Below are 14,317 nucleotides of genomic sequence, written 5' to 3' on the forward strand. Positions count from 1 at the left end.
AGCACGTTATTGTCGTACTATTTTTAGTCACTTCAAAATAGGAAATTTATAATGTCGACAGAATTTAAAATGGCACTCACTGTTGCTGGTGGTTTTTTCACTATCGGGCTTACTGCTATTGTTCTTGTTAGTCGCTATGCCATGATGGCCGCTTAAATAGAGAAAAGCCTCGTCGATGACGAGGCTTTGTTTTTGATCTTACGTCTGTTTAGCCCAAGTAGGTTTCTAGCTCTTCGCTGCCGCCTATGAGTCGGCCACCAATGAATACCTGAGGTACAGTAGTACGGCCAGAAATCGCGCGTAGGCTTACTGTCGTTGCATCTTTACCCAGGATCACTTCTTCATAGTTAAGCCCTTTATCAATCAGGTTCTGCTTCGCTTTCACGCAGAATGGGCAACCTGGCTTGGTGAATACTGTGATGGATTCCTGCGTCTTGTAGTCAGGAGCAATGTAGTTGAGCATCGTATCTGCATCTGACACTTTAAACGGGTCGCCAGGCTCATTAGGTTCAATAAACATTTTTTCAATCACACCATTTTTCACTAACATGCTGTAACGCCAAGATCGCTGACCAAAGCCAAGTTCACTTTTATCAACCAGCATTCCCATACCCTCGGTAAACTCACCATTGCCGTCTGGAATGAAGGTAATGTTTTCCGCTTCTTGTTCTTGCTTCCAGGCGTTCATCACAAACGTGTCATTGACCGATACACATAAAATTTCATCCACGCCGTGCTCTTTAAATACTGGAAGCAGTTCGTTGTAGCGAGGCAAATGGCTTGAAGAACAAGTCGGAGTAAATGCGCCTGGTAAACTGAAGACGATGACGGTTTTATTTTTGAAAAGCTCATCCGTGGTGAGATTCACCCAATTGCCGTTTTGACGAGTTGGGAAAGTAACTTGTGGGATGTTTTGACCTTCTTTAGAGATAAACATTGTATTCCTTATAATTCTTTTTAGTTGTGAGCGTTTAGTTCGTGTCTGTTCTGCTTGATTAAGCTTATTATGATAAAAATCTTTTGATAGCTGTAATCGTTTAGTGTTATGGTTTCGATAGGTGTTAACTATCACTAAATAGAAGCGAATCGTGTGTTATGAATATTAGGGACTTTGAGTACCTCGTCGCGCTTGCAGAACATAAGCACTTCCGTAAAGCGGCAGAAGCATGTTTTGTCAGCCAGCCGACCCTTAGTGGACAAATTCGTAAGTTAGAAGACGAACTCGGAACAACGCTTTTGGAGCGCAGTAGCCGCCGTGTGCTGTTTACCGACTCTGGCTTGCAACTGGTGGATCAAGCTAAACGGATTTTAAGTGAAGTGAAAACGTTTAAGGACATGGCGAGCGGTCAAAATGGCGCAATGACCGGGCCGTTGCATATTGGTTTTATACCTACTGTCGGTCCTTACTTGTTACCTAAAATTCTTCCCGAGCTAAAAGTAGAATTTCCAGAGCTGGAGTTGTTCCTGCATGAAGCGCAAACTCAACAGCTGGTGCATCAACTGGAAGAAGGTAAATTGGACTGTCTGGTGTTAGCGTCAGTAGCAGAAACCGAACCTTTCAAAGAGATTGAAGTGTATAACGAGCCGTTAAGTGTTGCAGTGCCTTGCGATCATGAGTGGGCATCGCTGGATCAGATAGATATGATGTCACTTAAAGGGAAGACGGTATTGTCCCTCGGTGATGGCCACTGTTTAAGAGATCAGGCTTTAGGCTTCTGTTTTGCTGCAGGAGCAAAAGATGATGAACGATTCAAAGCTACCAGCTTAGAGACTTTACGCAATATGGTCGCCGCAGGTGGGGGAATCACATTACTACCTCAGCTATCACTGCCGCATGAGAAGCAGAAAGATGGTGTTAGTTACATTCCTGCGATAAATCCAACTCCAACACGTAAGATTGTGTTGGTATATCGTCCAGGCTCACCACTTCGTGCGCGTTTTGAAGCACTCGCGGCGAAGATCAAAGATATTCTGGCGAGTTACCCATCCTCTATTGCGGCGTAATTGCGCGAGTGGATTTTAGAAATAAAGCAGGGGAGCCAATGGCTCCCCTGCTTTATTTTGCAGTGTACACTTAGAACAGCTCTTCAGTTGTCCCACCACCGCTGGAATAAATACTGTCTTCGAGCAAGCTACCTGAATACTCCGTTGGCTCTGTGCCTTTCTCAAAGAATTCCATCATGGAACTACCGTCTACGTTGTCGGTCAGCATGCCGCTGCTACGATCAATACGCACTTGTACAATGTTATCGGGAACCTGTTTACTCTGCTCTGGCGTGTTTTCAAGCGCCACTCGCATAAAGTCGATCCAAGCTGGCTCGGCTGTTTTACCGCCAGCCTCTGCACCCGATACTTGGCCTTGACCGAGGTTACTGTTTACCGTAGCACGGCCAAGCGCTCTTGAGTGGTCGTCAAAGCCAACCCAGGCGACAGCCACGACCCCTGGTCCGTAACCATTATACCAGGCGTCTTTGGAGTCATTTGTTGTCCCCGTTTTACCGCCAATGTCGCGACGTTTCAACGATTGAGCTCGCCAACCTGTACCATTCCAGCCAGTGCCTTCACGCCAGTCACCACCCCCCCAAATATTGCTGTACATCATTTCACGCATCAAGAACGCATTTTCTTGTGAAATAACTTGTGGAGCATATTGTGGTTCATCACTTTCTAGCGAGTTGTCTGTTACGAAACCTTCAATCTCGACATCTTGCTCACCAAATTCACTCGCAAAGCGATTCTCGGCGTATTGTTCGACGACTTGTGGGCAGTTTTGTTTACAAACGCTCTTAGGGTTCGCTTTAAACAGTACTTCGCCAAACGCATCTTCAATCCGATCGACATAGAAAGGTTCGACATAGTAACCGCCATTGGCAAACACTGAATAGCCTTGCGCGACTTTCATTGGCGTCAAACTGCCCGCACCAAGGGCGATGGTTTCTGAGCGAGGGACATCGTTAATATCGAAGCCAAAACGCGTTAGGTATTGACGAGTCTCATCCAGCCCCACTTCACGTAAAGTACGAACTGCCATTACGTTCTTTGATTGAGCCAAACCGATACGAAGGCGAGTTGGACCGCCGTAAGTTGGAGGTGAGTTCTTTGGTCGCCATGCTGAGCCTGAGCCAGCGTCCCATTTGTTGATTGGTGCATCGTTGACGAGAGTCGCTAGCGTCAGCCCTTTATCGATAGCAGCAGAATAAATGAAAGGCTTGATACTTGAACCAACCTGACGCACTGACATGGTCGCACGGTTAAACTTACTGTGAATAAAGTTAAAGCCGCCTACCATTGACAGGATTGCACCATTTTCAGGGTTCATTGCGACAAACGCGGTATTGGCATTTGGAACCTGACTCAGTTTCCAGTTGTTTACTTTACTACCTTCGCCATCGTCAGGGCTAACCTCACGCACCCAAACTTGTTGACCTTCAGCGAGGATATCCTGCGCCGATTTGGGTGCTGAACCTTGACGCTTGTCAGTCAGGTATTTACGTGCCCAGTTCATTCCTGACCAAGGGATGGTTTGTTCCTGGTGGTTTTTCACCCATACCTGAGCCGTTTTCCCTGCTACTTTGGTTACAACTGCTGGGGAAAGGTCACCATAGGTTGGCTGTTTCTTAAGGTGTTGTTCAATTTGCTCGGTATCCCAAGCACTTTCGCCGCTTTGCCAAAGCGTTTTTTCAGCACCACGATAACCATGGCGTTCGTCGTAGGCGAGCAAGTTGTTTACAGCAGCGGTATTCGCGGCATCCTGAAGTTTTGAGTCCACCGTCATGTAGATATTCATACCAGACGTGTAGGCTTTTTCTTCACCGAACTCTTTCACTGCCCAAGCACGTGCTAACTCGGCAACATAAGGGGCTGATAGTTCGATCTCTGCGCTGTGGTAGCGCGCGACTATAAGCTCATTACGTGCCTCATCGTACTGCTCTTGAGTAATGTAATTCTCATCGAGCATACGCATTAACACGACATTACGGCGATTGGTTGCTCGCTCCAGTGAGTAAATTGGGTTCATGGTTGATGGTGCTTTTGGCATACCAGCTAACGTTGCGATTTCACTGAGAGTCAGTTCGTTGAGGCTTTTACCAAAGTAAACCTGCGCAGCGGCACCAAAACCATACGAGCGGTAACCAAGGAAGATCTTGTTGACGTAAAGTTCCATGATCTCTTGCTTACTCAGCAGTTGCTCAATGTGGATAGCGATGAAAATCTCTTTAATTTTACGCATCAGCTTCTTCTCGTTTGATAAGAAGAAATTACGTGCCAGCTGCTGCGTAATGGTACTCGCCCCTTGTTTTGCCGAACCAGAAAGCGCAACCACTAAAGCTGCACGCGTGATACCGATTGGATCGATACCTGGATGCTCGTAGAAACGGCTGTCTTCTGTTGCGATTAATGCATGAATCAAGTCTTGAGGAATTTCATCATAAGTGACAGGAATGCGACGCTTTTCACCGAACTGTGCGATCAGCTTTCCGTCTTGACTGAACACCTTCATAGGTGTTTGTAATTCAACGTCTTTTAGAGTTGCAACCTCTGGTAATTCAGGCTTTACGTATTGATAGAAGCCAAAAATAGTAGTGACTCCAAGAATTATGCAAATCAATGTTAATAAAAATAAACGCTTTATGAACTTCACCGGAGAATCCCTGATTGGTTGAGGCTGTGTAACGGCAAACCCTTGTACTCTTAGGTCAAAAATTTAGCACATAGAGATATTAACTCTTATTTGGGTGTTAATAACAACCTTTGCGCGAAGAAATTTCGGAGCGAGAGTAGAAGATGGATAAGCGAATCGTTACAGGCATCGATATAGGCCATAACAGCCTCAAAGCCGTCGTACTTAAACCCAATGGCGATCAATTCGCCTTACTGGGTTACAAAGAAATATTACTTAAGGAAGGTATTGTCGCTGAAAATAACACCATAAATCATCAAGAAATTGTAAATACCCTTAAACAGTTAAAAAAACAGCTGCCATTTGGCGCGAAAAAAGTAGCAATTTCAGTCCCTGATAATGCGGTTATCAGCAAAAAACTACACATTGAACAAAATACCGAAGAGAGCGAAATAGAGTTTGCGGTAGTGCAGGCTTTTTCTCATCAATCTCCTTTCCCAGTGGACGAGCTGAGCCTAGATTTTGTCCGCCTTGGTACCGAAGAAAGTTTACGAGGGCCTCATCACTACCAAGTATTTGCAACGCGTAAAGATGTCGTAGAAAGCCGGGTTGAGGCAATACACAAGTCTGGCCTTAAACCTGTCCTGATTGATGTTCATTCACAAAGCCTCGGACAGATATGGAAACTGGCGGCAGAGCGCTTCCCGGACAAAAGCAAGTACGGTTTACTCGATGTAGGTTGTCAGTCGAGTTCATTCACCATGTTCACCGAGCAAGGTGAGCTGTTCCATAAAGAGTTTGCCGGTGGAACGGGTTCTATTCAGGCTTCGACTACGGAAAACCCTCTTGCCGAAGAACAAGCAAAAACGAATCAGTTCAACCGTCAGGTGGTCGATCGCGTAAAACGCCAGATACAGCTTTATACATCCATTAACGGCTCACAAAACATTAAAGGTCTTTGGTTATCCGGCGAAGGGTCAACAACGCCAATGTTGGCTGAAGAGCTTTCACATCAATTAGCGCTTGAATGCGAGCTACTGAACCCGTTGGGCTTATTTGAAATGAACGTTGCCATACGCAAGCGCCGAGCGGCGGACTGGCCGCATTTTTCAACCGCCGCGGGTTTGGCAGTACGAGGTATTCAATGGTTAGGAGGTGATTGTGCTATATCGAATTAACCTATTGCCCTGGCGGGAAAACCAAAGGGAAGAACATCGTCGTCGTTTTGTTGGACTGATCATTTTAGGGGTGTTTTTTGCTGTTGGTATTCAATGGGGGATCGGCAAGTTTTATGCGTTCCAGCAAGACCAGCAGCAAGGCCGACTCGATTACCTCACTCAGTATATTGCAGAGCTTGAGCAACGTATTGAAGCAATGAAAATTGCAGAGCAAGAGCACAGCAAAATATTAGCGCGTTTGAAGGTGGTTGAAGGCTTGCAAAATGGTCGCAATAAAACCACCGAATTCATGAACCTGATGTCTGCTGTTATGCCCGAAGGCGTGTACGTCGATAAGATCAAAATGAATGATCTGGAAATAGAAATAGCGGGCATTTCTGACAGCACGCCTCGCTTGGCAACCATGCTCGATAACATGGAGCGTTCTGCAAAACTATTGGACGTTGAAATGCACTCCATTGTTCATGGCAAAGAGCGTTTCGGTAAAGAATTTCAGACCTTCAAAGTGTCTTTCATGTTTAAAGCGGTAGAGCAGGAAGAGGGCGGTCAGCATGGTTAATTGGCAAGATCTGGAAATGGATGAGATTGCTGAGTGGCCGCTAATTCCTCAGTTGATAGCCATTATTCTGTTCATTCTTCTACTCCAAGGCGCTGGTTATTGGTTTTACCTGATGCCCAAGCAAGAACGATTAAACGACCTCATTCAGCAGGAAGAAACACTCAAAGTTGCGTTACGAATTAAAGCCAACAAAGTTGCCGCATTACCTCAGCTGCAATCTCAGTTGGATGAGCTAAGCACGCGTTACGAATTGCTGTTGCGCCAATTGCCTGCTCAGAAAGAGTTAGCCACTATGCTGGCGTCCGTCAATGAGCTCGGGATAGACAACAAACTGACTTTCACCCGCATTGACTGGGGAGAAAAGCAGTCAGATCACTTCTTATATCGACTGCCACTAAATATCGAGTTAACCGGTGATTTTCATGACATCGGTCGCTTCTCACAAGCTATTGCGACCTTGCCGCGCATCATTACTTTTCAAGATGTGGCTTGGCAGCGCGTTAGCCAGGAAAGTGAAACGCTGCATTTCCGCGTAAGAGCGAACACCTATCAGTTCAAACCAGAGGACAAGGTAGATGAGAAATAACCCCTTGTTGATGGTTCTGATGGGCGCGTTGCTGGTGGGATGTCAGGCAAATGATGAGTCGTTAACGGACTTTATTCGTGATGTGGAAAACCAGGCAAGACGGGATGTTGAGAAGCTCAAACCAGCGGACAAGTACGTCGCAGTTGTCTACGAGCCGCAAATCATGAGAGCGCCTTTTGTATTACCCCAAGAAGCAACGATAGCGACTCAACCTATCGCGAGAAAGGATTGTTGGCAGCCGCGCTCCAGAGCACGTTCAGGCAAGTTAGAAAAATTCCCATTAAGCCAGCTACGTCTGAAGGGTGTAATAGGGATCGGTAGCAGCGTCACCGGGCTTGTACAGGGACCAAACGGAACGGTTTATAAAGTCGCTCCCGGCCACTACCTCGGACGTAACAACGGTAAGGTTAACCAAATTACCCATTCCTATTTGTTGATCGACGAAACACTGCCTGATGGTTTGGGGTGCTGGCAGAAACGTAAAGTGAAGCTGGCTTTGAGGTAGATAACTGCAACTATTTTGATATTGAGTGATGATGATGAGACAAGGACTTACACGTACACCAAGGGTACTCACAGGGCTCTTATCCTTTTGGTTAGTTATACTTTTCGCCCCTTTTGCTTTAGCTGAAGGTGGAAGCTCTAATACGTTAAAGAGCATCGACTTTCGAACCAATAAGGACAAAGACGCGGTGATTGCGGTGGAGTTGTCTTCACCGTCGGCGATTGTCGATATTAAGCGTGTTCAGGAAGGGCTCAGCATCGACTTGCTTAATACGTCAGTGAAAGATGATCAGCTATACCTCATTGACGTAAAAGACTTTTCAACCGTGGTGGACAGTGTGGAAGTCTTTCGGGACATTTCGACGACCCGTTTAGTCGCGCATATCAGTGATGACTACACTCACGATTACCGTTTGGCTGGACGCTATCTGGAAATCACGGTCAGTAAACTCAAACCTGATGAAAAAGTACTGGATAAGAGCATTTTAGAGAAAGAAGGTAAACGGATATCGATTAATTTCCAGGATATTCCGGTACGAAACGTCTTACAGCTCATTGCTGACTATAACAAGTTCAACCTGGTGGTATCAGACTCCGTTGAAGGCAATTTGACACTGCGCCTTGATGGTGTGCCATGGCAGCAGGTTTTGGACATTATTCTGCAGGTAAAAGGGTTAGATAAGCGTGTCGATGGTAATGTCATTCTTGTTGCGCCGACGGATGAACTTGACCTTCGAGAGAAACAGCAATTAGAAAAGCAGCAACTTGAAGAAGAAATGGGTGAGCTGTCGTCTGAAATCATTAAAGTGAACTTTGCTAAAGCGTCCGATATTGCTGAGATGATTAATGGTGAAGGCAATATCAGTATGCTCTCTGAGCGGGGTAGCATGACCATTGATGAGCGCACTAACTCACTGTTGATCAGAGAGCTACCGGAGAATATCTCGGTCATACGAGACATCGTCGAATCACTTGATATTCCGGTTAAGCAGGTTCAGATCGAAGCGAGGATTGTCACCGTCAGCGAAGGTAATATGGATGAGCTAGGTGTTCGTTGGGGGTTCTCTTCTATCAACGGCAATAATACGGTTGGTGGCTCGATTGAAAATAATCTGGCAACCATTGGTCTTTATGAAGGTGATGGAGAAGGCGGTAGCGTGGGAATTGATGATTTTCTTAACGTTAATCTCGCCGCTACTAACCCAAGCGCAACCAGTCTTGCGTTTCAGGTCGCTAAGCTGGGTTCTGACACTTTACTCGACCTGGAGCTGTCAGCTCTACAGCAGGAATCGAAAGCAGAGATCATCTCAAGCCCTCGTTTAATCACGACTAATAAAAAACCTGCCTATATAGAACAAGGCACAGAAATACCGTACTTAGAATCATCCTCGAGTGGTGCCACAACCATCACGTTCAAAAAAGCGGTGTTAAGTTTAAAAGTGACACCACAAATAACACCGGACAACCGTTTAGTGCTGGATTTAAGTGTCACTCAGGACCGGCCTGGGCAAGTGGTTAAAACGGGTACGGGCGAAGCGGTTACAATAGACACTCAGAGAATAGGTACTCAAGTCTTAGTCAACAATGGAGAGACGGTGGTACTTGGCGGCATTTTCCAACACAGTATTACCAACTCAGTGGATAAAGTGCCATTACTCGGCGATCTGCCGCTATTAGGTGCACTTTTCCGCAGAAGTTACGAAAAAGTTGGCAAAAGTGAACTGTTGATTTTTGTTACACCAAAGGTTGTTATTCAATAGCCATAAGTGAGCAAAAAGAAGATTAGATCAAAAATAAAGTTGCATTAGTGGCACCATGCTTGGATAATTTCGGGTCTTATCACGAATTATCTGTGAGGAATTGGTGCCACGAGCCTTGTAGAACAGCGGCTTAGCTGTGTTTTCTTGTGGCGATCTTATTGAATCAATGTTGTAAATTACTGCTAAACATGGCTGAGAAACGTAATATTTTCCTTGTTGGTCCTATGGGTGCCGGCAAAAGTACAATTGGTAGACACCTAGCACAGCAACTGCATATGGAGTTTGTAGACTCCGATACAGTGATCGAAGAACGCACTGGTGCAGACATCTCTTGGGTTTTTGATGTAGAAGGTGAAGAAGGCTTCCGTAAGCGTGAAGAATCGGTGCTTGAAGACCTGACGCAAGAGCAAGGCATCGTGCTGGCAACTGGTGGTGGCTCTGTAAAGAGCAAAGAAAACCGCAATCGCCTTTCTGCACGTGGTGTTGTTGTTTACCTAGAAACGACGATTGAAAAGCAACTTGCGCGTACTAATCGTGACAAGAAGCGTCCACTACTTCAAACGGATAGTCCCCGTGAAGTATTGGAGCAATTAGCTAAAGAACGTAATCCTCTATACGAAGAAGTAGCGGATTACACTGTTCGCACTGACGATCAGAGTGCAAAAGTGGTAGCCAACCAGATCGTAAAAATGCTAGAAGAGAGATAAGTATTTATCTTTTTTAATATTGGAGCACACCGATGGAACGGATTACGGTCAATCTAGCTGAGCGTAGCTACCCAATCTCTATAGGCGCCGGGTTGTTTGAGGACCCGGCGTACCTTTCTCAAGTTCTCTCAAACAAAAATGCAAAGCAAAAAGTGGTCGTGATCAGTAATGTCACGGTAGCCCCTTTGTATGCAGATAAAATTCTTAATCAACTAGAACAGCTTGGATGCAGCGCATCGTTGCTAGAACTGCCTGACGGCGAGAAGTACAAAAACCTGGATGTGTTTAATCAGGTAATGAACTTTCTGTTAGAAGGAAGCTATGCGCGTGATGTGGTTATTATCGCACTCGGTGGCGGTGTTATCGGTGATTTGGTTGGTTTTGCTTCTGCGTGTTACCAGCGTGGCGTGGATTTTATTCAGATTCCAACTACTTTGTTGTCTCAAGTGGATTCCTCGGTCGGTGGCAAAACCGCAGTCAATCACCCTCTGGGGAAAAACATGATTGGTGCGTTTTACCAACCAAAAGCGGTCATCATTGACACCAATTGCTTGTCCACGTTGCCTGAGCGTGAATTCGCGGCGGGTATGGCTGAAGTCATTAAATACGGCATCATTTATGACGCTGAATTCTTTGCTTGGCTGGAAGAAAACCTAGAACGTCTGTACGCGTTGGATGAAGAAGCACTAACTTACGCTATTGCTCGTTGTTGCCAAATTAAAGCGGAAGTGGTGGCTCAGGATGAAAAAGAGTCTGGCATTCGCGCGTTACTAAACTTAGGCCACACCTTCGGTCATGCGATTGAAGCTGAGCTTGGATATGGCAATTGGTTGCATGGTGAGGCTGTGTCATCCGGTACAGTAATGGCCGCCAAAACTTCCCTATTGCGTGGCCTCATTTCTGAGGAGCAGTTTGAACGTATTGTTGCGATTCTACGCCGCGCTAAGCTGCCCGTGCACACCCCAGAGAGCATGAGCTTTGATGACTTCATCAAACATATGATGCGCGACAAGAAAGTCCTTTCTGGTCAACTAAGGTTAGTTTTACCAACGGGCATTGGAACTGCGGACGTCATCGCTGACACGACTCAAGAAGTGCTGGAGCAAGCAATCGAGTTTGGTCGGAATATTTAACCTTGTAATGGCGCCTTTGGGCGTCATTCTTTTATGGATGTCAGGTTATTAAATGAGTGCTGCTCACGGTCTGGAATTAGACTCTCAAACTGAGCTTTTAGAGCGATTGAGGTTGTTAACCCACTTTGGTTCCAATCTAATTGTGATAAATGGCGATATTGGCTTTGGCAAATCCTGGTTGGCACAGCGATATCTTGAAGTGGGTGCCAGTAACAAAAACCAATGTTTGTTACTTTGTCATAGAAATCAAGATGATCTCCAGCATCGCATTCTCATATTGAGTCAACTACTATCAGAGTCGGTATTCAACCAAAAGGAGCCTTTGGTTGATACTCTGGAACGGGTATTGGGTGATGAGCGTTGTGATGTCGTCATTGTGGTTGATGATGCACAGTTGATGAGCGCTACCCTGATTTCAGAGTTATGGACACTTGTGTTGCAAGCACAGGAAAAGCCGAATTGGGTAATCAATGTCTTACTGTTCACGTTACCAGGTCAGTTAGAGGGTGTATTGTCGCGTATTAGTTACGGGCTGGAGATAAAACCTGTTGAGTTAGATATCGATATGCTGTCGGAAGTAGAAGCTCGTCGATTTTTCGAGTTTTTAGTTGCACGATATGTTGATGAACAAGCAGAAAAACGTGTTCGGGATGCATTTAAGAGAGTGGCTCCGATCCCGGGTGACATCATGGCATTAGGAGAGATGAAAGTGGAAAAAAGGATAATTATCCGCTCAATTGTCGCAAGCCCATTCAAAATTACCTTGGTAATCTTGTTGTTGCTATTACTCGTCGCTGGTGGTTATTGGTGGATGTTCAGCCAGCCGAGTCCAGATGATAGAGCGCAACAATTGACCGGAAACATTGAACAAACGGCGATTCCGACCCTATCAGAGACGGAAAGTGGCAGATTGATTACCGTGACGGGTGACTCTGCCAGTTCAGATTCTTATATTGCCAGCGATGACTCGGATTCGCTACCACCAAAGGTAACCGAAGAGGTGGCCAGTGTTGGTATCGATGACAAGCAGCAACGAGTCGTGATTGAATCCGATGTTGTCGATGCTTTGCTCGAAGGTAAAAATACAAAACAAGCGATTAGCGATAACAGTGAGGTCAAGGATGAAGAGCCTTCAACTTCGACTCAAGGTGAAACGAGCAGCTCCTTAATTAAAGTTGTAAAACCGGAGGACTCCTCCCAAGCTGCCAGCTCGGAATCACAAGCCACAGTGACTAAGCCCGCTGTTAAGTTTTCATTTGCTTATGAAGAGCTAAAAGCACTGTCTCCTCGCGCCTATACCTTGCAACTTGCTGCGATGACCTCGATGGAAGATGTACAGGCATTCCTTGATGAGTATCAGCTGAATAACAAAGTGCGCATTTATCCAACGGTTCGTAATGAAACGGAATGGTTTATCATCACTTATCGGGATTATCAGACGATTCAACAGGCTCGAGATGCCGTTGAAGCACTGCCAAACTCACTTAAGTCACTCAACCCATGGGCAAAATCGTTAGGCCAGGTACAGCGCGAAATCGAACGTGTGAAATAAACCTGAGCTTCGCTGAAAAATATGTTACATTCCGCAACCTTAATTTTGGGTCGATAGATAGAGCAGTAGATGAAAAAGCAACGAGCCTTTCTAAAGTGGGCTGGAGGAAAGTACGGACTGGTTGAAGACATCCAACGTCATTTACCACCGGCTCGAAAGCTAGTTGAACCTTTTGTTGGCGCTGGTTCTGTTTTTTTGAATACAGATTACGATCAGTATTTACTGGCTGATATCAACCCGGATTTGATTAACCTTTATAACCTGATTAAAGCGCGTCCTGAGGAGTATATTTCTGAAGCGAAGCGTTGGTTTGTGGCAGAAAACAACCGCAAAGAAGCCTACTTGAGTATTCGCGCTGAGTTCAATAAGACTGATGACGTGATGTATCGCTCACTTGCTTTTCTTTACATGAACCGTTTTGGTTTTAATGGCTTGTGCCGTTACAACAAAAAAGGCGGTTTCAATGTCCCGTTTGGGTCATACAAGAAGCCGTATTTCCCTGAAGCTGAACTGGAATTCTTTGCAGAAAAAGCCAAGAAAGCCACGTTTGTTTGTGAAGGCTATCCCGAGACGTTTCGTCGTGCGCGCAAAGGCAGCGTGGTTTACTGCGATCCACCGTATGCGCCGCTTTCAAATACCGCAAACTTCACCTCTTATGCAGGAAATGGTTTTACGCTCGATGATCAGGCTGCACTGGCCGATATCGCGGAAAGAACCGCCACGGAACGCGGTATTCCGGTACTGATTTCAAACCACGATACAACATTAACGCGTCGTTTATACCACGGAGCGGATTTGAGTGTGGTAAAAGTGAAGCGCACCATCAGCCGTAATGGCAGTGGTCGAAATAAAGTCGATGAACTGCTGGCACTTTTTAATACCCCTGATTCAGACAGCTCTGCTTCATAGTTCTCACACTATTTGTTCTAAATAGTGGATCTCCCCACTGGCTTCGGTAGAATTGCGCGCAAATTGGTTTGCTCGTCATTACTGAGGTCAGGTATGAAAGATTTTCTTATTGCTCCATCCATTTTATCCGCAGATTTCGCTCGTCTAGGTGAAGATGTAGAAAAAGTTCTCGCAGCGGGTGCAGATGTGGTGCATTTCGATGTTATGGATAACCACTATGTGCCAAACCTGACTTTTGGCGCACCTGTGTGTAAAGCGCTACGTGATTACGGCATCACTGCACCAATCGATGTCCACCTAATGGTTAAGCCTGTTGACCGCATTATTCCTGACTTCGCAAAAGCTGGTGCATCGATGATCACCTTCCACGTTGAAGCGTCTGAGCACGTGGACCGTACTCTGCAGCTGATCAAAGAGCACGGTTGCAAAGCGGGTGTAGTACTAAACCCGGCAACGCCGTTAGCGAGCCTTGAGTTCATTATGGATAAAGTAGATATGATTCTGCTGATGTCGGTAAACCCAGGTTTTGGTGGACAGTCTTTCATTCCTCATACTATGGATAAGCTACGCGCGGTACGTAAGATGATCGACGAGTCAGGCCGTGACATTCGCCTGGAAATCGACGGTGGCGTTAAAGTGGACAACATCCGTGAAATTGCTGAAGCGGGCGCAGATATGTTTGTTGCTGGGTCAGCGATTTTTGGTCAGCCAGATTACAAAGCAGTGATCGACCAAATGCGTGAAGAGCTATCTCAGGTAAGATAAGCGTTTTAACCTGCTGATTTGCAAGGCTGTCCAGTGAGTGACA

At 45.8% G+C, this 14,317-nt stretch carries 13 protein-coding genes; 11 read left to right on the forward strand and 2 right to left on the reverse strand.

Annotation, left to right across the window (positions count from 1 at the left end; all coding sequences use genetic code 11):
* Nucleotides 1-208: 208 nt before the first annotated feature.
* Entirely contained in the window at nt 209-937 is a 729-nt protein-coding gene (locus OO774_RS01525; RefSeq protein WP_264904115.1) for a glutathione peroxidase, read from the reverse strand.
* A 158-nt stretch (nt 938-1,095) separates the two neighbouring features.
* On the opposite strand from OO774_RS01525, the gene oxyR reads away from it, so the two are divergent.
* Nucleotides 1,096-2,004, forward strand: coding sequence for a DNA-binding transcriptional regulator OxyR (gene oxyR / locus OO774_RS01530; RefSeq protein ID WP_264904116.1), 909 nt, complete (start codon nt 1,096-1,098; stop codon nt 2,002-2,004).
* 70 nt (nt 2,005-2,074) lie between these two features.
* Here oxyR and OO774_RS01535 read toward each other — a convergent pair whose 3' ends face one another.
* Nucleotides 2,075-4,642: a PBP1A family penicillin-binding protein gene (locus OO774_RS01535; RefSeq protein WP_264904117.1), complete on the reverse strand. Its 2,568-nt coding sequence runs from the start codon at nt 4,640-4,642 to the stop codon at nt 2,075-2,077.
* Nucleotides 4,643-4,785: 143 nt separating this feature from the next.
* Between OO774_RS01535 and pilM the strand changes: the two genes are divergently transcribed.
* The 10 genes from pilM to rpe all read left to right on the forward strand — a co-directional run bounded on the left by pilM (nt 4,786) and on the right by rpe (nt 14,274).
* Nucleotides 4,786-5,799, forward strand: coding sequence for a type IV pilus assembly protein PilM (gene pilM, locus OO774_RS01540; protein WP_264904118.1), 1,014 nt, complete (start codon nt 4,786-4,788; stop codon nt 5,797-5,799).
* Nucleotides 5,783-6,358, forward strand: coding sequence for a PilN domain-containing protein (locus OO774_RS01545; RefSeq protein ID WP_264904119.1), 576 nt, complete (start codon nt 5,783-5,785; stop codon nt 6,356-6,358). The genes pilM and OO774_RS01545 overlap by 17 nt, the downstream gene beginning before the upstream one ends.
* On the forward strand, nt 6,351-6,944 hold the full coding sequence (pilO, locus tag OO774_RS01550) for a type 4a pilus biogenesis protein PilO (RefSeq protein ID WP_264904120.1): 594 nt from the start codon (nt 6,351-6,353) through the stop codon (nt 6,942-6,944). Before OO774_RS01545 ends, pilO begins: the two co-directional genes overlap by 8 nt.
* Nucleotides 6,934-7,449, forward strand: a complete 516-nt coding sequence (locus OO774_RS01555) for a pilus assembly protein PilP (RefSeq protein WP_264904121.1) — start codon at nt 6,934-6,936, stop codon at nt 7,447-7,449. Before pilO ends, OO774_RS01555 begins: the two co-directional genes overlap by 11 nt.
* Before the next feature lie 28 nt (nt 7,450-7,477).
* Nucleotides 7,478-9,208: a type IV pilus secretin PilQ family protein gene (locus tag OO774_RS01560; protein WP_264904122.1), complete on the forward strand. Its 1,731-nt coding sequence runs from the start codon at nt 7,478-7,480 to the stop codon at nt 9,206-9,208.
* A gap of 188 nt (nt 9,209-9,396) precedes the next feature.
* Nucleotides 9,397-9,915, forward strand: coding sequence for a shikimate kinase AroK (gene aroK, locus OO774_RS01565; RefSeq protein WP_014233147.1), 519 nt, complete (start codon nt 9,397-9,399; stop codon nt 9,913-9,915).
* A gap of 32 nt (nt 9,916-9,947) precedes the next feature.
* Nucleotides 9,948-11,048, forward strand: coding sequence for a 3-dehydroquinate synthase (gene aroB / locus OO774_RS01570; RefSeq protein ID WP_264904123.1), 1,101 nt, complete (start codon nt 9,948-9,950; stop codon nt 11,046-11,048).
* A 52-nt stretch (nt 11,049-11,100) separates the two neighbouring features.
* Nucleotides 11,101-12,600, forward strand: coding sequence for an AAA family ATPase (locus tag OO774_RS01575; protein ID WP_264904124.1), 1,500 nt, complete (start codon nt 11,101-11,103; stop codon nt 12,598-12,600).
* A 69-nt stretch (nt 12,601-12,669) separates the two neighbouring features.
* Nucleotides 12,670-13,509, forward strand: a complete 840-nt coding sequence (locus tag OO774_RS01580; protein WP_014233144.1) for a Dam family site-specific DNA-(adenine-N6)-methyltransferase — start codon at nt 12,670-12,672, stop codon at nt 13,507-13,509.
* Nucleotides 13,510-13,602: 93 nt separating this feature from the next.
* Entirely contained in the window at nt 13,603-14,274 is a 672-nt protein-coding gene (rpe, locus tag OO774_RS01585; RefSeq protein ID WP_014233143.1) for a ribulose-phosphate 3-epimerase, read from the forward strand.
* Nucleotides 14,275-14,317 lie beyond the last annotated feature (43 nt).

Source organism: Vibrio sp. STUT-A11, assembly GCF_026000435.1.
In the GTDB taxonomy this organism is placed as follows: Bacteria; Pseudomonadota; Gammaproteobacteria; order Enterobacterales; family Vibrionaceae; genus Vibrio.

Bases quoted from the DNA above. Each gene is read 5' to 3' on its own strand.
- pilM (WP_264904118.1), top strand. From the start codon at position 4,786: ATGGATAAGCGAATCGTTACAGGCATCGATATAGGCCATAACAGCCTC.
- aroK (WP_014233147.1), top strand. From the start codon at position 9,397: ATGGCTGAGAAACGTAATATTTTCCTTGTTGGTCCTATGGGTGCCGGC.
- aroB (WP_264904123.1), top strand. From the start codon at position 9,948: ATGGAACGGATTACGGTCAATCTAGCTGAGCGTAGCTACCCAATCTCT.
- OO774_RS01560 (WP_264904122.1), top strand. From the start codon at position 7,478: ATGATGATGAGACAAGGACTTACACGTACACCAAGGGTACTCACAGGG.
- rpe (WP_014233143.1), top strand. From the start codon at position 13,603: ATGAAAGATTTTCTTATTGCTCCATCCATTTTATCCGCAGATTTCGCT.
- OO774_RS01580 (WP_014233144.1), top strand. From the start codon at position 12,670: ATGAAAAAGCAACGAGCCTTTCTAAAGTGGGCTGGAGGAAAGTACGGA.
- OO774_RS01575 (WP_264904124.1), top strand. From the start codon at position 11,101: ATGAGTGCTGCTCACGGTCTGGAATTAGACTCTCAAACTGAGCTTTTA.
- pilO (WP_264904120.1), top strand. From the start codon at position 6,351: ATGGTTAATTGGCAAGATCTGGAAATGGATGAGATTGCTGAGTGGCCG.
- OO774_RS01555 (WP_264904121.1), top strand. From the start codon at position 6,934: ATGAGAAATAACCCCTTGTTGATGGTTCTGATGGGCGCGTTGCTGGTG.
- OO774_RS01525 (WP_264904115.1), bottom strand. From the start codon at position 937: ATGTTTATCTCTAAAGAAGGTCAAAACATCCCACAAGTTACTTTCCCA.
- oxyR (WP_264904116.1), top strand. From the start codon at position 1,096: ATGAATATTAGGGACTTTGAGTACCTCGTCGCGCTTGCAGAACATAAG.